Source organism: Shewanella sp. 8A (assembly GCF_023475945.1).
Taxonomy (GTDB): domain Bacteria; phylum Pseudomonadota; class Gammaproteobacteria; order Enterobacterales; family Shewanellaceae; genus Shewanella; species Shewanella xiamenensis.
This window is the reverse complement of record NZ_JAMDJP010000011.1, coordinates 92,535-108,770: the sequence shown is the minus strand read 5'-3', so window position 1 is coordinate 108,770 and position 16,236 is coordinate 92,535. Positions and strand designations below refer to the sequence as shown.

Genomic DNA, 16,236 nt, shown 5'->3' with positions numbered 1-16,236 from the left:
ACTCCATAAATAGATAAAAAGATTAATCGCTTTTGTCCAATACCTTGTTAAAGGCTGCATTAATCTTGCTTTCGTATGAAGGTTGCACATGCAAACTGTCGCTGCATTTTATTGTTCCAATTTGTTAGCTGAGGGTTTTATGTCAGTATAGGTTTTTTGCTGCGACGTGAGCATGTAAAGCAAGGTCAGTTTTTCCGTCTTACATCGCCCGTAAACAAGGCTATCGAGGCGGTGATCCCTTGGTAAAACCCGTTAGCGTCTGTATCGACAGCTTTTTACCATCGAGATTGGGCATCAGTGCCTCAAGGATGATGCGATGAATAAACGTATTGTGATTTGTGCTGACGGTACTTGGAATCGACCCGAGAAAGACCTTAAGGTGGATTTTCCCACCAATGTGCTGCGTCTGGCGCGGGCCATTAGCCCGATGGCGGGCGATGGTAAACCTCAGCAAGTGTTTTACGATTGGGGTGTGGGCTCCTATTACGATGAAGTGATTGGCGGCGCGACAGGGCGTGGGCTGCATAAAAATATCATGGATGGTTACCGCTATATCGTGCAGAACTACTCCCCTGGCGATGAGATTTATCTCTTTGGCTTTAGCCGAGGCGCATACACAGTGCGTTGCCTGTGTGGCCTTATCAATAACTGCGGTATTCTTAAGCGCCCCGATGCTAGGCTTATCCAACAAGCCTTTGACCACTATAAAAAAAGCAGCGCGCCCTTTGCTCCAAGCGGCGATAAATCCGTTGAGTTTAGACAAAAGCACAGCCACGAATCACGGGAGATTAAGTTTGTTGGGGTGTGGGATACGGTAGGCGCCATGGGGATCCCGATTTCCTTCCTCGGCTTATTTGAAGATAAAGATGAGTTTTACGACACTAAAATCGGTCGCAATGTGCGGGTTGCCCGCCATGCCTTGGCGATAGACGAGCATCGCAGCGACTTTGAGCCCACTATCTGGCAATTGCGCGACAATATGGATATGCAGCAAGTGTGGTTTGCGGGGGCCCATAGCAATATTGGCGGCAGTTATCAGCCGGATAAAGATGGCTCTTTATTGTCGGATAATGCCCTTTCGTGGATGATCGCTGAGGCTGAGCGGTTTAATTTAAGTCTCGAGCCACATTTAACGGCCAGTTTACACCCTAATCCCTTGGCGACGCTGCACGATTCACGCCGTAGTTTTTATCGGATTAAGCAGCCGTATTTGCGGCCGCTTGACCCGAATGTTGCGCCGGTATTGTTGCATCATTCGGTCAAGGTGCGTTGGGATCAAGATCCTCAGTATCGTCCTAAAAACTTGCAGACTTACCTTGAAAAATATGGCTGGCCAGAAAAGTTAATCGATTAAATCATAAGGAATTTCATGTTAATTCGACGCATTATTATCCTAGGTGTCAGTCTTGCCCTGTTACCTATATCTACTATGGCAGAGCCAGCAAAACGTATTATTGCGTTGTCTCCCCACGCGGTTGAAATGCTCTATGCCATTGGTGCGGGAGAGGCGATTGTGGCCGCCACAGATTATGCGGATTATCCCGAAGCGGCGAAAAAAATCCCTAGTATTGGTGGTTATTATGGTATTCAGATTGAGCGCGTATTAGAGCTTAATCCCGATCTAATTGTGGTGTGGGATACGGGCAATAAAGCCGAGGATATCAATCAACTCAAAAGCTTAGGTTTTAAACTGTACAGCAGTTCCCCACAAACGCTTGAAGATGTTGCCAAAGAAATTGAAGAGTTAGGCCAATTAACGGGGCATGTGGAGCAGGCTAATCAAGTGGCAACGGATTATCGCCGCGAGCTGCTTCGACTCCGCAATGAAAACGCCGCTAAATCTGAGCCTAAAGTGTTTTATCAGTTGTGGTCGACGCCCTTAATGACGGTTGCGAAAAACAGTTGGATCCAGCAGATTATTGGCGTGTGCCATGGGCAAAATGTCTTTTATGATGCGGCGAGTGATTATCCGCAGGTGAGTCTTGAGAATGTGCTACTAACCTTGCCCGAGGTGATTTTACAAAGCGAAGAAGAAGGCAATGTTAAAGGGATTGATTGGCGTAAATGGACCGAAATTCCTGCTGTTAAAAACCAGCATATTTATCAATTAAATGCCGATTTATTACACCGCGCGACGCCTAGAGCTTTACTTGGTGTAAAGGCCGTTTGCGATGCCTTGGATAAGGCACGTTAATCAATCGCCTTTTGCTGGTAAATTCACTGTTATAAGCGCTATAACGCACTGTTTGAGATGCATTTATTGTTCTAAGCAATAAGGAAATCCTATGAATACACTACTGACTTGTTTGTTTATCGCCATGTTATTGCCGTACTTAGCCAAAGGTCCTGTGGCCTGGGCGATGGCCAAAGCGGGTGGTTATGATAACCATCATCCTCGCAGCCAGCAGGCGCAGTTAACTGGATTTGGTGCTCGGGCGTTAGCGGGGCATCAAAATGCGTTTGAATCACTGCTGATATTTGGCTTGGCGGTGCTGACTGTAATCGCAACCGGCAAGGTGACACCTACGGCCGAATGGTTAGCCATTGTGCATATTGTGGCTCGCTTTGCGTATCAGATTTTATATCTATTGAATAAAGGCACCTTACGATCCCTCTCTTGGTTTGTGGCGATTTTCAGCGCCTTTGGGATCTTTTTTCAAGCTTTTTAATGCTCGCCATTTTACAAATAAGTACTGGACGCCGCAGAGCATTAACAGCTCAGCGTTAACATCTTAAAAGTGATTGGTTGACAAGCATTTGTTGATAAGTGCTCAATTTTCCTCTATCTCCCTAGCCTTGGTCACGAGGCCATTTGGCATCAATGCGGTAGCTAGGGCCGCCGCATTGATGGCCGCGTTAGCTTAAGCTCATGAATAATCCTGCGATAGTCGCCGCCATAAGATTAGATAAAACCCCTGCCGCCAAGGCCTTTAGGCCCAGTGAGGCGATTTCGGAGCGGCGCTCTGGCACTAGGCCGCCAATCCCGGCAATTGCGATGGCCACAGTACCAATGTTGGCAAAACCACACAGCGCAAAAGATAAAATCACTTGGGTTCGCTCAGACATTGGCTGCCCGGTGGTTGCGACTAGGGTGTCACCTGACAGGTAAGGTGCTAAGTTGATGTAGGCAAAAAATTCATTGATCACAATCTTTTGGCCAATAAAAGAGCCCGCCAGCATGGCTTCACTCCAAGAGACGCCCATTAACCAAGCTAGTGGTGCAAACAGGTAGCCGAGGATCTGTTGCAGTGTGAGGCCCTCGAGGCCAAACCAAGCGCCAATACCACCGAGCATCCCATTGAATAAGGCAACTAAACTGATAAACGAAAACAACATTGCGCCTACCGCGAGGGCGAGGGAAAGTCCGCTCATGGTGCCTGTGGTGGCTGCATCAAGCAGATTGCGAGGTTGATTTTCCTCTGTGAGCTGTAGATGCGCATCGTTGATTGTTTCTGTTTGTGGGATCAAAAGCTTAGCAAACAGAAGGCCGCCAGGGGCCGCCATAAACGAGGCCGCGAGCAGGTACTCCATCTTTATACCTAATTGGGCGTAGCCCGCGAGCATAGTGCCCGCGATGGAGGCTAAACCGCCGCACATTACCGCAAATAACTCTGAGCGAGTCATACGCGGCATATAGGGTTTAATGAGTAGCGGCGCTTCAGTTACCCCTAAAAAGATGTTGGCACTGGCCGACATGGATTCTGCCTTACTGGTGTTGAGCAGTTTTTGCAGCGCCCCGCCAACGGCTTTGACCACCAGTTGCATTATCCCCAGATAATAGAGCACCGCCGACAATGCTGAGAAAAACACAATAATTGGCAATACCTTAAAAGCGATGACAAAACCGCCTGCGCCAAATAGCTCATACATTTTATCGCTAACAAGGCCGCCAAACATAAAAGACATGCCGTCATTGCTGTAGCTGATGACGTTGGAGACGGCAGCAGCCATCGAGAAGATTATCGATTGCCCCAGCGCGGAGTACATCACAAATGCCCCTAGGGCCAATTGCAGTAAAAAGGCGAGGCCGACAGTACGGTAGTTAATGGCTCTACGGTTTTCAGAGGCAAGGTATGCCACTGCAAGTAAGGTGATGATGCCTAAGAGGCTAACTAAGATTTGCATGGATTTAATCTACATTGGAATTGCGAAACAAACGCAGGCTTGGCGATGCAAAAGCGCAGGCCAAGCTCACTGTGGATGGGCGATAAGCTAGCGTTGGCTTTATCCCGCCCTAGTCACTCATTTAGTAGTGCCTATCAGTTGTTGGATGATGTTCAGTACAAATTGCTGGCAATCCACTGCGGTCTGCGGGTCAAAGTCCTGGTTGTGTTGATCGGTATTTGACAATATGCGAATGCTGACAAAGGGGAGTTTATAAGCCTCTGCCACTAACGCCGCCGCGGACGTTTCCATTTCTTCGACTGCGGTGCCGAAGGTATGGTGGAGCCAATTGATACGGTCTAGCTCGCGATTCCATTCATCACCAGTACCTATTATTCCCTTCACTACATTTCCCTTGGTGTAGTGATGTGCTTGGGATAATGCCACCTTCACTAAGGCTGGATCAGCTTTAAAGTGGTTATGCTTGACCACCTCGCCGTTTTCACGCAGGTACATGGTCATATCGAAGTTTTGCCATTGGGTAGGATGAATCCCGTGACCCTTTGGGGTTAACTTGGTGAGATACGAACCCATATTAAAACTGGTTTCACCGATGACGATATCACCGCGATACAGCTTAGGATCATGGCCGCCAGCGGTGCCCTGATTGATGATTAGTTTGGGTCGATAGTGGGCAATGGCCAGTGTGGTCGCCGCCGCCGCGTTTGCTAAACCTATTTCAGTGCGGGAGACCACGACAGGGTGGCCACTCAGTTCACCCTCCCAGAACGTCCATGATCCAAATGTGTTGATAGTGACCTTGCCAAGAGCGGCAATTAAGGTCTCAACTTCAATGTCCATCGCTCCTTGAACCAAAATAGGGGAAAGTGTATTGCTGGCTAACACTTGTTGGGGATTTTGCATATTGATGTTTTAAAAAGGGGCGGTGCGGGAATGTTAGCAATCCTCACTTTGTGGAACAAACAAGGGGACTGTGAGTAAATTGTTATGTCCAAGATGATGGGCCGATTGAAATATAAGCATATTTTGATATTAAAGGCCGTTGCAGTTGTTTTTTAAGAAGATTCATTAGCACGCGTCTTAAGGCTAAAAAACGATAAATTAACAAACTAAATAATTCAAAAAACTGTTTTCAGAATATTAGGTTAGTCAATTACGCGAGTGAGTAAGCTTTAATCAGTCGAACATTTTGTGACGGGTGGTTTTTAAGCCTTTAAGTAAAATTGATAGTGCTATTCGCCACGGTAAATCGAGGAGGGGGCTCAATCATTGAGCTATAAATGCCGCGCAAAGCTACTTTTCCTGTTTTTAAAAAGTGCTAATAAGTAAGGGGAAAATGCATATCCTAAAGACAGTATGATAAGACCTCACATATCTAACCTGAACTCTGGATAACGAGTGTCGGAAAAATCTAAATTTAACAAACCAAATCAATGCTATAAATGATTTTTTGAAAAGAAGAATCTTTTTTCTGACTGAATGCGCAGATTTTTGCGCATATCAAGACGCTCTATCGTATGCCATAGCGAGCATGGTTAGACAGAGCAACGCAAAGAGGCCCGAAAAGATGCCTACTCAGCGGCTCTACTTATCCCGAGCTCAGGTTATTTAGCTTTGGTTATTGACGTAAAGACTAATACCGCAGCGAGGCTTTTTGGCGTTAGCGTGTTATATCAAAAATATGAATTGGTGATTTTATCGCCGATTTTCTGACATTAGTTAAGGAGATTATGGTTTATTGTCACTTTATAAAAACATGTCAAATAATCGATCTTTTTCTATGGTAAATCGTTAATTTTGACAGTTTAACGCAAACTTTAATCTTAAACTGCTAAAACTCTGTAATTTAAGGTTTTTGTGTTTTTGCATCTCATTGATTAATGGTATTTATTTGACATTTTTTGGTCATTAAATTGACAGTTTTCTTTAGATGAAACCTCAGCTATATTGCAGATGTCGATACAATTATTGAGGTTTAAATACCATGTTACGTCTACTGACCTATGGCCTCGTTGCCGCTGCCGCTTGGTTTATTTATTTGGATGTTGCCGACTATTTTGGCATGGAGACCTTTGATAAGGCATTAGCTGAAGATGTGCAGCAAAAAGTGGAAGCCCGAAAGGCAAAAGCAGCAGCGGAGCAATATGCACAGCAACTTAAGCAGCAGGTTGATTGCCAAACGACAAAAACATGTACTCAATAATGGCGATGTATCAAGTTTGTTCTTGCTGCGCATAAGTAAGCAACTGATTCGCCACAGTGTCACTGCATCAGAGGGGCAAATAGGATTGTTTGCCCCTCTTTGATTTTAGGTGCTTACATAATCGACAGATAAGAAATTTGTTTGCTTTGAATGCATTCTATATGCTGCTGGCTTTGGGGATTTAGGACGTGTTGGCGTGTCTGCTATGTTATCGCCTGTTTAGATTGAGTCATGACATCGCACGGACTTTGCTTTGCATAAGTGTCAGTCAAATGCTGCAAAATAATCCTGAAACCTCGCACGCCCTAGTAGTGCTGTTTCATAAAAGTGCAATTAAGGAAAACCTTACTATACTTTTACACTAATCCAACCGTAAATCAGGGATTGTGATCATGGTACACAAGGATGTAGTGACTAAAGATAGTGAAGTCAAATTTTCTGAAGATCTACAGCTCGTTTCCACAACCGATCTTAATGGCGTAATTACCTACGCTAACCCCGGCTTTTGCCAAGTGGCTGGATACCAACTCGATGAAATGATTGGTCAGCATCATAATTTAGTTAGACATCCAGATATGCCGAAAGCTGCCTTTGCCGATTTATGGAAACATTTAAAGCAAGGCAAGCCTTGGCGTGGCATGGTTAAAAACCGTTGTAAAGATGGTAGTTATTATTGGGTCGATGCCTATGTTACCCCCATCTATGAGGATGGCCGGATCTCAGGTTATCAATCAGTCCGTTGTTGCCCTACGCCTGAACATAAAGCGCGTGCTAGTGTGATGTATAAGGAGTTAAGAGCGCTTGAAAACAAGAAAAATATATTTTGGGGCAATAAGTTACTATCAAATCATCTAGTCAGTTTTCTTTTATTATCCATAGCCATTATCTGTAGTGTTTGGTGGCTAACCTTTCCTCAATCACTCTTAGTGATCTTGCCCTTACTCGCTATCATTGCCTTAAATCGACAGCAATTATTTTTAACGCCTAGATACTTGCAGCGATTAGAGAATGACTACGATAGCATTAGCCGGCTGATTTTTTCTGGTGACGCCCCCCACAGTATTGCAGATTTTCATATCAAACTTGGGCAGGCGCGAATTCGGACTGTTTTAGGAAGAGTTGATGACGCAACCCATTCATTGAAATCTATTGCGGATCAGATTAGTACGTCTATGTCTACCACGAGCAATGATATCACCTCCCAAGATCTACAGATCCAACAAGTTGCTACTGCGGTGACTGAAATGGCATCCGCAGCAGAAGAAATTAATCGTAATATCCAAGCGAGTAATCTACAGATTGAAGAAGCCCGTCGTCATTGTCAGGTGACCAGTCAGCAACTTAAAAATGTTGAAACTGAAGTTGCCTCATTAGCAACCCAAGCTGAACAAGCTTTTGATTCTGCGGTAGCGTTGTCCAGTGAGTCAGAACGAATAGACACTATCATGTCTGAAATACAAGGGATTGCTAATCAAACGAATTTGTTAGCACTCAATGCTGCAATTGAAGCGGCTCGCGCCGGTGAGCAGGGGCGAGGATTTGCAGTTGTTGCCGATGAAGTTCGTAATCTATCTACTCGTACTCATAAAGCGACAGAGCAAATTCAAACGAGCATAGGGCATATTCAGCGTACACTGAATGAATGGAAAGAGTTGATGCATTTGAATGTCGGTAGAACGAATACTTGCCTTTCTAGCACTCGAATTGGAGCGGAATATTTAAATCATATTACGGTAGAAATAGATAAAGTATCCGCTTTTTCCAGCCAAATATCTTCAGCTGCAACTGAGCAACAAGCCGTGATTGAAGATATTAATAGAAATATTAATCTTATTTCATCAATATCCCATGACAATAGTATGAAAGTTGAAGGCGTCAGTGCGACGAGTAAAAATTTATTGAATAGAGCAAATCAACTTAAAAATTTAAGTCAAACCTTTGGTTAGCGATAAAAAACAGTTGTTTTTATCGCTAACGAATATGTTTGTATTGTAATTATTGAGATTTAATTGCGGAGTGAATCATGGACAGGACAATAAATGAACGAGTGCATTATGTTCATGCACGACTCCGTAAAAATTTTGACAAATTAACTAGAATCGCAATTGCTATATATGATCAACATACAGATAAAATTAAAACCTTTGTGCATAGTACAGATGGTAAGCCACCGTTGAGTTTATATGAGGCAAAATTGAGCGAAACACCGTCTCTCCAACATATAGTGGAAAGCCGCCAAGCTAGGGTATTAGATAATTTATGTACTCAACTTATATATAGTTCTGAACATAGTCGAAAAGTGCTTGAGGCGGGCTACGAATCTAGTTATACCGAACCATTGTATTTTAATGATCGTTTTGTTGGTTTTTTATTTTGTAACTCTAAAGAGAGTAGTTATTTTGATGATGCAATACGTGCTGAACTTTCCGCATATGCACAAATCCTAGCAGGTATCATTGCAGTTGAATTTCTTTCTATTCAGACATTTAATGGGGCACTTATTACTGCCAGAGCCTTTGGTCGTTATCGTGATGAAGAAACGGCAAATCATTTACACCGAATGTCTTCATATTCGCGCATCATCGCTAAAACAGTCGCAAAAGAGTTAGGATTAAGTGATGAGGAAGTTGAGTTTATTTATCTATTTTCTGAGTTACATGATATAGGTAAAATCGCCGTGCCAGATGCAATACTATTGAAGCCAGAGAAATTAACCACTGAAGAATTTGAGGTGATGAAAACTCATACTATTAAAGGTCGAGAGATGATTAATTTGATGATTAATGAGTTTAGTCTCAATGGGATACACCATACGGAGATGTTAAAGAATATTATCAACTACCATCATGAACGTTTCGATGGTAAGGGATACCCTGAGGGATTAAAAGGAGAGGATATTCCGTTAGAAGCAAGAATAGTCACTGTTGCTGATGTTCTTGATGCTTTAACAAGCAAACGACCATACAAAGAGGCATGGTCATTTGAGGATTCATTTGCTTATCTTGAGGATAATGCGGGTCAACAGTTTGATCCTAAGTGTGTCATGGCTGTGCTCAATAATAAGCCTGAATTTCTTACAATTCATAATCAATATGTCGATCTATAAAATGGTCATTATTTATTGGTGCCTTTCAATGTAACCATACTATTTTCGATTTATTAAAAATAATAAGTCGTGCGAAGTATTTTTATATGTGCAAGCTCAAATCTTTGGTTTTCTTTAGTCTTAGTTCTTAAGCATTTCAACCAGTCTTCTGATCGCTAAGATGACTTATGTAGTGAAACCGATGGTCTATCGCGTTTGCATCTCTACATGTTCCCATTTTTACGATGGAATTTACTGAACGAACATGGCATGCCCGCGGGTCATTTTATCAAAAGCCGCCTCAACTGCTCGACACATGCGATATTTCCGTAGTCAAGTCAGTATTACAAACATAGCTATTAAGCAAATTGTCAGGATTTTATTGTTATCTTTCGCGCCCTGTGTTTTGGCTAGTTGGACTGCGATTGTTTTTCTCCAGAGAGATTCCATGTTGATAAACTGTAAACTGCCCTTAGTAATGCTTATGCTATTCCTAATGTCTATGCCTTCACCTCTATTCGCCGCAGCAGAAATGACCGACAACAAATTGGTGTTTAATCAGCTCTTGTCTACGGCGTTTACAACTGAAAAGACTTGCTATCCGCTTGCAAATTGTCAGTCAACAAAACCACCTATTATGGGATTATCAGCCTTAATTCAGCCTTCCTATACCCAAGTGAATAATCAAGATACTCAAGGTGAACATCGTATTGGCGGCATTATATTTCAACCAGAGCGTGAGCAACGGTCTGTGCAGCAGGCTGAACTTCAACCTGTCACTGTAAGTATCCACTCCATTGATGATTTGATGCTCTTTTTTGAATCCCTTAATTACACTGCTGAAAATTTCCATGGGGGGAATAAATCGGTTCCGAGATTAACCTTTGATGCCGTAGGTAAAGGATGGCGGTCGGTATCAGAGCAATTGCCTGTGAAGCAAAAGAAGATGGTGTTTTTTAGATTGATGACCCCCTTAGTATTATTAGCGAATGAAAAAGTGTTACAAGAACGGCTACAGGTAATCTCTGCGCCCCTCAACGACACTGGTTTGGTCGCTTTAGCGATTAAGTACAAAGTTATCAGTAATCCAATACCGTCGTTATCACCGTCCCACAGGCAAGCCCTGCTTGAACGGGTAGATATTTTGCCTCCATCTCTAGTATTGGCCCAGGCGGCAAAGGAAAGTGGTTGGGGGACATCGCGCTTTACTCTTGAGGGGAATGCCTTGTTTGGTCAGTGGGATTTTAATGGTAATGGTATGGAGCCAAAGCAAAAGCGCCAGGGGATGGGGCAGTATGGGCTGGCGCGATTTGAGACTCCCTTAGCCTCCGTTGAAGGATACTTATTGAATTTAAATACCCATAGTGCTTACCACAAAATGCGTCAGCTTCGTGCCGAATCAAGGCAAGCCAATCAAACAATTACAGGTGTTGCGCTTGCTGGTACCTTGGATCGATATTCAGAGCGCGGCTACGCCTATGTTGAGATGATCCAGAAGATGATCCGTACTAATAAGCTCTATCTGGCAGATGAGGCCTATTTAGATGATGATATGCCGTTGCATTTGCTCACAAGAACCCACTAATAATTCATGTTTAAAGTGAGATTGGGTTTAGTTGCTCCGCTTACACACTGTTACAAGCGCCATTTTGTAGATTTAACAATCGTAGAGACGACGATATAAATTAGGGATTGTCAAAGAGAGCGTAGATAGGATGTTGTTGGCGCTCTTTGCATACATAGTCCTAGTATGTGCGGATTTAATCTTAAGGACGATGATGAGAACACTCCAACTTTTGGGATTGATACTTACAATAGCAGGGATAGCTTTGGGCTTTATGATGCTCGCCCCCATTGGTAATGAAACATCTAACGCATCTTTAGGAGCGGCAGGTTTGGGTATCATGTTTCTGTTGTTACCTATGCTGGGATGCTCCGCACTGATGTTGATATTTTCTTCAATTGCATTGTTTAATCATGAGGTCAGAAAGCGTACTTATTTCAGAGGATCTTTTTGGTTAACTCTTTGGAAATGTAATCTAGTGATATCGGCTGGATATACTTCGGTGGTTATTTATGTTGCTTATTTATGGATTAAAACCAACATGAGTAGCTAAAAAGAGCCTATGTTAATATTTCTGTCAGTATTCAACTGACAGCAAGATGATTAGTGCTTAAGGCAGACATTCGGTCGCAAATACTGGCTTGTCGTGACGATAATTAATCAATATTGGATAACGATTAGCTAAGTGTTGAGGAATGAGAGTCATCACCACTTAAGCTAAAAATCAGACGCCCTGATAACCTTAGGCTATCGGGCGTTGCGTAAACGATTACTTTTGCGTTGCGCGGTAGTGGTCGAAGTTTTCGATATAGTCCTCGAGATTGGCGTCGAGCATTTCTTTATAACGCTCCATGTAGTAGTCCATCATTTCTTGTTTTTTGGCCTGCATTTGCTCTTTGTTTTCAAAGCTGGTGGAGCCAAACCAAGCGTTGTAGCGGGCGAGGGCCCACATAAAGGAAGCACTGACTTCACCGGTTTGGATCTCAGTGTTTTGGTTTTGCTGGTTAGCGAGCTTAATCAACTCAGTGGCGCGGGCGTAAAAGGCATTTTGGTTATCAGACATCAGCAATTCCTGTTGTTAGGCAAAATGGTTAAAGAAAAAGGGCGCTTGGCTTTACCCTTTTGGCAATTGCTACTAACCCTAAGGCATTTTGCGGCCAAGGGACAGTCATCCATCTCACAGAATCCGTTGATTTCACGTTAAAATGAGTTGTCGAAAGTAAATCTGGGATAGGTGTAACACTTTTCTGATAAACATTGGTAGGTTAACCATTCTAGTAAAGTTAATCCTAATAGGGTTAACGGGCCTGTGTAAGCATCATAGACCAATGTTAGAAGCCCGTGATTGATTCATGCTGTAAAGGGCGTTTTGAGGTTCAGGGATATGAAATGTCTTCTGTTGGCTGTAAAGGCAGTCTCGCTTGAATGAGCCCATTCGATACTTTCAAAACGACCATGGTATTAAAGGGCTTATCGCGTATGCTAGCGAACTTTATCTGCTGTAAGCGTAAGCCCCTATTTTTGCAGGATGGCAAGTGTAGGTTGTAACTAGGCGTTACTTGGCCGTAATCGGGCCTTTTGATCCTGCATCGTTATCAATCCACATACTCTCTTTATTCGAGCTGGCATCGGGATAAATGGTGAATTCCACCATACCGTCTTTGAATTTGATCGCTCCACCACTTTGACTGGATTTTACGTGTTTACCGTTAACCCAAACCTGATGTTTATCATCGATTTGAATATTTGCAACCGTTGCTCCTGAGCTGGCTGTTGCTATCCATTGTTGGGCATTGGGAATGATGGCGTCAGCAGCGGCTTTGGGGGAAGCCATTGCTTTGGCATTTTCTTCTTTGGTTTTGTGGATATCGCACCCTTGCATTTCAGACACTTGGGTACAGCCTGAACGCTCAAGTAACTTGCGATACTCATCGTTAATGGCGTGGCTATTTGCGGATAGCAATAGTGCAATACTGGCTGTGAAGATGATTTTAGCGTTCATGTGTTCCCTCGTTGCTATTGAAGTGTGCCTTGTTTATGGCGAATTTAGATGGTTAAGTGTAGTGGGTCTTTAGCCATTTTCTACTCGGGCATGTTGACGTATTGAGATACGATGCTGTTCAGGCAATGCCTTACTCGGAAGATGCGGAGTGAATATAGCGGTTCAATCTTGCATCAAGTAAAGCCCGATAACCCATCAGTTAGTCGCAAAACTCCACATATTTTGGATTAGTCCATCGATTACCTCAAACACCACCATCACTTCAAAAGGCTCGTCGTGTATGCCGCTGATCCGTTCGTGATCCACGACCTTATTGCCAACAACCATACGATTGAGGATTTCGGCATGTAAATGCGGCAAGTTAAAGCGTTCATTTTGATAGAAATCGCGAAATGCGGCTTTACCCCGAATAACGGGCTCTGTGGCGGGTGGACGGTAAATACAAACGTTGTCGCTAAAGAGTGCCACAAAGCTTGCAAGGTCGTGTTGGTTATAGGCAACTAACTGGGCTCGCACTAAGGCTTCGGGTGTCACACTGTTTACGGTTAAATTGCTCAAGGATGATCCCTTACTGAAACGGGTAAGTTTGAAATGCGTTGCTGTGTTGGATGGGAAAGCGCGTTTGGTGTCATCATATTTATCACCATTACAGCCTACTTTCCCAATACCGTAGTTTTGTAATACGTAATTTATTCCAATAGTTTAAGTTGTGTTTTACCCCATTGAGTGGCAAAGGGCATGGCTTCTTGAGGGGTTAAGGTAAACTCCTGCTCGCAGCCGTCACCACGGGGCATTTCCCAAAACTTCATTCCAGTTGCCTCAAGAGTCAGTTGATAATAGCCAGAGCCGTCGGAGGTGGGGCATTCTGCGCTTGGCGGAATATCGGCAAACAGCTTTTGCTTAAGTGCTTGTGGTAACGGAAAACTCATACTCTCAGGCATCGCTTGAGGCTGTTCATTTTCGATAAACCATTGCCATGGATGGAAAGGTTTTCCATCTGCAAGCGAGAAGCTGACAAACTCTTGGCTGATCCCATTGGCACCATAACCCGCTGCCCAGCGATACAAGCGCACACTAAGCCAATGCTGATTAAGGAAAATGGGTTCTGCAAAGGTTTCGTCAGTCACAAAGCTGCCCATTTGAGCCAACATTCTGCGGCGAGTCTCAAAGGTTTGTGCCAGCTGCGCATCATCGGTGAGCTTTCTCTCAAGCCAGTGATTAATTGCCGAAATGCCTTTTTGTGGGCCGTTAAATTCGATACCAACATCAGTGCCAAAGGTCAGCGGACGGTATTCAATAGTCTGAAAGCGTTGCCATTTTCCGCGGCTCAGTGAAGGTTTGGTTTCAAGCGGCAGATTATAGGCATCGGCGCTGCAGTCATCCTGATTATCCGGGCTGATTTGCCGCTCAAGTTGTATTGGCAGTGACTTGCTGGCGCTGTCTTTAAACCACTGGCCACTCAGTGTTTGTGGTGTTGCGGTATCAAACTGCCAGTTTCCGGTGTTGTTTTCTTCTTTCCAGATGCCGTCTTGCAGCTCGAGTCGAATTGGGGTGAGGTATTTTTGATAGTAATAACTGCCGGTGCCATATTGGTTAAAGCAGACTCTGATCTTGCTTTTACCCAGTTGTCCCTGCCAAACGCCTGTGAGTTCATTGGCGGCAAACGTGCTGAGTGGCAGTGTAGTGGTAAGTAATAGGCTTGAGGACAATAGCGTTAGTAACTTCCGTGTATGCATACTTTTTCTCTTAAAAGATAATAGGTTATGGTTTTACGTGTTGGTTATAAAAAAGTCGCCCTAAGGCGACTCTTAACGGTTTCGAGCTCGATAAACGGTAGGCTCAACGTTTATCGCGTCAAAAGACCTGTTTATTCAACCTGCCAATCAATTTGTTCACCAGCGCGGATAGGCACGACATTGTTGTCGCCAAGTGGGTAACTGACTGGCACATCCCAAGATTTTTTCACTAGGGTGATGGTATCGCTGTTGCGAGGCAGATTGTAAAAATCTGGGCCGTTGAAGCTGGCAAAGGCTTCTAATTTATCCAGTGCATTAACCGATTCAAAGGCTTCGGCGTATAGCTCAATGGCCGCATGGGCAGTATAAGAACCCGCGCAGCCACAGGCGGCTTCTTTGCGATCTTTTGCGTGTGGCGCTGAGTCGGTACCGAGGAAGAACTTCTTATTGCCACTGGCCGCGGCGCCTAACAGCGCTTGCTGGTGGGTATTGCGCTTTAAAATTGGTAGGCAATAGAAGTGCGGACGAATACCGCCAGCCAACATATGGTTGCGGTTATAGAGCAAGTGGTGCGCGGTGATCGTGGCGGCCACATTGTCAGACGCTTGAGTCACGAAATCGACCGCATCCTTAGTGGTGATATGCTCGAGAACGATTTTAAGCTTAGGGAAATCGGCCACGATCTTGCTGAGGATATTCTCAATAAACACGCGCTCGCGGTCGAAAATATCAATCGATGAATCAGTCACTTCACCATGCACTAGGAACAACATGCCCACTTCCTGCATCGCTTCGAGGGCGGGGTAGATGTTCTTCAAATCGGTCACGCCAGAATCCGAGTTGGTGGTCGCGCCTGCTGGGTAGAGTTTAGCGGCAACGATTTTGCCCGAGGCTTTGGCTTTACGGATTTCTTCTGGGCTGGTTTTGTCGGTGAGATACTGCACCATTAAGGGTTCAAATTGCGAGCCCGCTGGCACTTGCGCCTTGATACGATCGTAATAAGCCAAGGCGGTTTCGGTATCGATGGCGGGAGGAACCAGGTTAGGCATGACGATAGCGCGGCCCATATAGCGGCTGATATCGCGAACCGTATCTGTTAATTGGGCGCCATCTCTTAGGTGAATATGCCAGTCGTCAGGACGCGTAATAGTGAGTGTTTTCATAGGGCGATTCATCTTATTGGATATGTCTGCTGCGAGGGTGGCAGGATCTTATGTGGCAAGGTTTTAGCTGTAAAGGGAAACTCCGTCATTTGGCGAATAAAAGTGTTAGCGCATGTTGAGCGACTGCCAGCTTGTTCTTTGCTGAGTACCGTACACCTACAAGCAGCCTTTTCTCATATCGAGCGGACACTTTTGCGAAATTTAGACGGACACTTTTAGTTCTCAACTGTGGTGTCCGCGGACACTTTTATCTTGAATCTTATCTAACACAATGAAAATAAATGCTTTAATGGAATTGGCATAGGCGTTGCTATTACTGGATATCGATTTTTAATAGTGTCCGTAGCGATGGGCATAT

The 16,236-nt window shown here is 44.2% G+C and carries 15 protein-coding genes; 8 read left to right on the top strand and 7 right to left on the bottom strand.

Features of this window, described 5'->3' with window-relative positions:
- Window positions 1-316 precede the first annotated feature (316 nt).
- From M0413_RS10690 to M0413_RS10680, 3 genes are all read left to right on the top strand, one after another.
- The gene (locus tag M0413_RS10690; RefSeq protein WP_172587402.1) at window positions 317-1,354 is read left to right on the top strand and encodes a T6SS phospholipase effector Tle1-like catalytic domain-containing protein; all 1,038 of its coding nucleotides are present in this window, start codon (window positions 317-319) and stop codon (window positions 1,352-1,354) included.
- 15 nt (window positions 1,355-1,369) lie between these two features.
- The gene (locus tag M0413_RS10685) at window positions 1,370-2,194 is read left to right on the top strand and encodes a cobalamin-binding protein (RefSeq protein WP_249554094.1); all 825 of its coding nucleotides are present in this window, start codon (window positions 1,370-1,372) and stop codon (window positions 2,192-2,194) included.
- 91 nt (window positions 2,195-2,285) lie between these two features.
- Window positions 2,286-2,669: an MAPEG family protein gene (locus M0413_RS10680; RefSeq protein ID WP_011073500.1), complete on the top strand. Its 384-nt coding sequence runs from the start codon at window positions 2,286-2,288 to the stop codon at window positions 2,667-2,669.
- Between the two features lie 187 nt (window positions 2,670-2,856).
- Here the strand turns inward: M0413_RS10680 and M0413_RS10675 are convergent, their stop codons facing one another.
- Both M0413_RS10675 and M0413_RS10670 read right to left on the bottom strand, forming a co-directional pair.
- On the bottom strand, window positions 2,857-4,125 hold the full coding sequence (locus M0413_RS10675) for a NupC/NupG family nucleoside CNT transporter (protein ID WP_172591599.1): 1,269 nt from the start codon (window positions 4,123-4,125) through the stop codon (window positions 2,857-2,859).
- Between the two features lie 117 nt (window positions 4,126-4,242).
- Complete coding sequence (locus M0413_RS10670) at window positions 4,243-5,028, bottom strand: 5'-methylthioadenosine/S-adenosylhomocysteine nucleosidase (RefSeq protein ID WP_172591419.1); 786 nt, start codon at window positions 5,026-5,028, stop codon at window positions 4,243-4,245.
- Between the two features lie 1,081 nt (window positions 5,029-6,109).
- On the opposite strand from M0413_RS10670, the gene M0413_RS10665 reads away from it, so the two are divergent.
- The 5 genes from M0413_RS10665 to M0413_RS10645 all read left to right on the top strand — a co-directional run bounded on the left by M0413_RS10665 (window position 6,110) and on the right by M0413_RS10645 (window position 11,530).
- Complete coding sequence (locus M0413_RS10665; protein ID WP_037428423.1) at window positions 6,110-6,328, top strand: hypothetical protein; 219 nt, start codon at window positions 6,110-6,112, stop codon at window positions 6,326-6,328.
- Window positions 6,329-6,738: 410 nt separating this feature from the next.
- The gene (locus M0413_RS10660) at window positions 6,739-8,274 is read left to right on the top strand and encodes a methyl-accepting chemotaxis protein (protein WP_249554093.1); all 1,536 of its coding nucleotides are present in this window, start codon (window positions 6,739-6,741) and stop codon (window positions 8,272-8,274) included.
- 77 nt (window positions 8,275-8,351) lie between these two features.
- Complete coding sequence (locus tag M0413_RS10655) at window positions 8,352-9,434, top strand: HD domain-containing phosphohydrolase (RefSeq protein ID WP_047538334.1); 1,083 nt, start codon at window positions 8,352-8,354, stop codon at window positions 9,432-9,434.
- 427 nt (window positions 9,435-9,861) lie between these two features.
- Entirely contained in the window at window positions 9,862-10,998 is a 1,137-nt protein-coding gene (locus tag M0413_RS10650) for a glucosaminidase domain-containing protein (protein ID WP_249554092.1), read from the top strand.
- Window positions 10,999-11,191: 193 nt separating this feature from the next.
- Window positions 11,192-11,530, top strand: coding sequence for a hypothetical protein (locus M0413_RS10645; RefSeq protein ID WP_047540620.1), 339 nt, complete (start codon window positions 11,192-11,194; stop codon window positions 11,528-11,530).
- A 216-nt stretch (window positions 11,531-11,746) separates the two neighbouring features.
- Here the strand turns inward: M0413_RS10645 and M0413_RS10640 are convergent, their stop codons facing one another.
- The 5 genes from M0413_RS10640 to pyrC form a co-directional block, all read right to left on the bottom strand.
- Complete coding sequence (locus tag M0413_RS10640; protein ID WP_037428416.1) at window positions 11,747-12,040, bottom strand: DUF3144 domain-containing protein; 294 nt, start codon at window positions 12,038-12,040, stop codon at window positions 11,747-11,749.
- A gap of 492 nt (window positions 12,041-12,532) precedes the next feature.
- Entirely contained in the window at window positions 12,533-12,979 is a 447-nt protein-coding gene (locus M0413_RS10635) for a hypothetical protein (protein WP_069453393.1), read from the bottom strand.
- A gap of 195 nt (window positions 12,980-13,174) precedes the next feature.
- Window positions 13,175-13,537, bottom strand: a complete 363-nt coding sequence (locus tag M0413_RS10630; protein ID WP_249554091.1) for a nuclear transport factor 2 family protein — start codon at window positions 13,535-13,537, stop codon at window positions 13,175-13,177.
- 131 nt (window positions 13,538-13,668) lie between these two features.
- Entirely contained in the window at window positions 13,669-14,715 is a 1,047-nt protein-coding gene (locus M0413_RS10625; protein ID WP_249554090.1) for a hypothetical protein, read from the bottom strand.
- Window positions 14,716-14,846: 131 nt separating this feature from the next.
- Window positions 14,847-15,878 carry a dihydroorotase gene (gene pyrC, locus M0413_RS10620; RefSeq protein WP_249554089.1) on the bottom strand — a complete coding sequence of 344 codons (1,032 nt, stop codon included), beginning with the start codon at window positions 15,876-15,878 and terminating at the stop codon, window positions 14,847-14,849.
- Window positions 15,879-16,236: the final 358 nt, after the last annotated feature.

What these genes read in the sequence shown, in the direction of transcription:
- pyrC (WP_249554089.1), bottom strand. Translation starts at nt 15,878, where the DNA reads ATGAAAACACTCACTATTACGCGTCCTGACGACTGGCATATTCACCTA.
- M0413_RS10665 (WP_037428423.1), top strand. Translation starts at nt 6,110, where the DNA reads ATGTTACGTCTACTGACCTATGGCCTCGTTGCCGCTGCCGCTTGGTTT.
- M0413_RS10670 (WP_172591419.1), bottom strand. Translation starts at nt 5,028, where the DNA reads ATGCAAAATCCCCAACAAGTGTTAGCCAGCAATACACTTTCCCCTATT.
- M0413_RS10640 (WP_037428416.1), bottom strand. Translation starts at nt 12,040, where the DNA reads ATGTCTGATAACCAAAATGCCTTTTACGCCCGCGCCACTGAGTTGATT.
- M0413_RS10690 (WP_172587402.1), top strand. Translation starts at nt 317, where the DNA reads ATGAATAAACGTATTGTGATTTGTGCTGACGGTACTTGGAATCGACCC.
- M0413_RS10625 (WP_249554090.1), bottom strand. Translation starts at nt 14,715, where the DNA reads ATGCATACACGGAAGTTACTAACGCTATTGTCCTCAAGCCTATTACTT.
- M0413_RS10645 (WP_047540620.1), top strand. Translation starts at nt 11,192, where the DNA reads ATGAGAACACTCCAACTTTTGGGATTGATACTTACAATAGCAGGGATA.
- M0413_RS10635 (WP_069453393.1), bottom strand. Translation starts at nt 12,979, where the DNA reads ATGAACGCTAAAATCATCTTCACAGCCAGTATTGCACTATTGCTATCC.
- M0413_RS10685 (WP_249554094.1), top strand. Translation starts at nt 1,370, where the DNA reads ATGTTAATTCGACGCATTATTATCCTAGGTGTCAGTCTTGCCCTGTTA.
- M0413_RS10650 (WP_249554092.1), top strand. Translation starts at nt 9,862, where the DNA reads ATGTTGATAAACTGTAAACTGCCCTTAGTAATGCTTATGCTATTCCTA.
- M0413_RS10655 (WP_047538334.1), top strand. Translation starts at nt 8,352, where the DNA reads ATGGACAGGACAATAAATGAACGAGTGCATTATGTTCATGCACGACTC.
- M0413_RS10680 (WP_011073500.1), top strand. Translation starts at nt 2,286, where the DNA reads ATGAATACACTACTGACTTGTTTGTTTATCGCCATGTTATTGCCGTAC.
- M0413_RS10675 (WP_172591599.1), bottom strand. Translation starts at nt 4,125, where the DNA reads ATGCAAATCTTAGTTAGCCTCTTAGGCATCATCACCTTACTTGCAGTG.